Here is a 1,110-nt window from a genome sequence, read left to right as displayed (position 1 = left end):
CGATCGCCGGCCAGCCGCGCATTCTACTGCTCGACGAGACGCTCGCCGGCCTCGGCCATGGCGAGGCGGACGAGGTCGTCGCCGTGATCCAGCAGCTCGCGCGCGACGGCATGACCATCGCCATCATCGAGCACACGATGCAGGCCATGGTCCGCCTGGTCGACAGCTTCCTCGTACTCGACCACGGCGCCGTCATCACCGAGGGCCTGCCGGAAGTGGTGACGCGCGACAGCCGCGTGATCGAGGCCTATCTCGGCAAGAAGTGGGTGGGCCATGCTGCGAATTGAGGGATTGAGTGCAGGCTATTCGGCAAAGCCCGTCCTGAACGGCGTCTCGATCAATGTCGGCACGGGCCAGTTCGTCGCGATCGTCGGGCCCAACGGCGCCGGCAAGACCACGCTGTTCAAGACCATCTCCGGTATCGTCAAGCCGAGCGGTGGCGCCATCACGTTCGACGGCATCGACCTGCTCGCGGTGCCGCCGCCGCAGCGCGCCCATCTCGGCATCGCCCACGTCCCGGAGGGACGCCAGGTCTTCCCGTCACTCACCGTGATGGAGAATCTGGAAATGGGCGCGATGACCGAAAGCGGCCGCCGTGACTGGCAGGCCAATATCGAGCGCATCTTCGAATGGCTGCCGGTGCTGAAGGAGCGCCGCGATCAATTCGCCGGCACGATGTCCGGCGGCCAGCAGCAGATGCTCGCGATCGGCCGCGGCCTCGCCTCCTCGCCGAAGCTTCTGATGCTGGACGAGCCCTCGATGGGGCTCGCGCCCTCGACCGCGGACTTCATCTTCGAGCGGCTGATCGAGATCCGGCGCCAGGCCGGGCTGACCATGCTGCTGGTCGAGCAGCGCGTCGCGGAAGCGCTGGAATCCGCCGATCACGGCTATGTCCTCGAAGCCGGACACGTCGTGCTCGAAGGCAACAACGCCACGCTGCGCGCCGACGACCGCGTGCGCAAGGCATATCTCGGCATGTGACGATCATAAAAACAAGGACCAGGGAGCCAACAAAATGAACAAGACATCGAAGGGCAAGATATCGGCAGGACTGACGCGCCGGACCGTGCTGTCGGGCGCCGCCGCCGTCGGTCTCGCCGGCGTGGCGCG

Annotated in this window: 1 protein-coding gene and 1 pseudogene; both read left to right on the top strand. The window is 66.3% G+C overall.

The features are described 5' to 3' along the window. Nucleotides 1-287, top strand: a pseudogene (locus MOV75_RS39245) (branched-chain amino acid ABC transporter); the annotation flags it as partial. Continuing rightward, complete coding sequence (locus MOV75_RS39240; protein ID WP_246932860.1) at nucleotides 274-981, top strand: ABC transporter ATP-binding protein; 708 nt, start codon at nucleotides 274-276, stop codon at nucleotides 979-981. The pseudogene MOV75_RS39245 and the gene MOV75_RS39240, both read left to right, overlap by 14 nt. The last annotated feature ends 129 nt before the right edge of the window (nucleotides 982-1,110 follow it).

Source organism: Bradyrhizobium sp. PRIMUS42, from assembly GCF_023006515.1.
Lineage (GTDB): Bacteria > Pseudomonadota > Alphaproteobacteria > Rhizobiales > Xanthobacteraceae > Bradyrhizobium.
The sequence above is the reverse complement of the archived record's forward strand: the minus strand, read 5'-3'. Positions and strand labels throughout refer to the sequence as shown.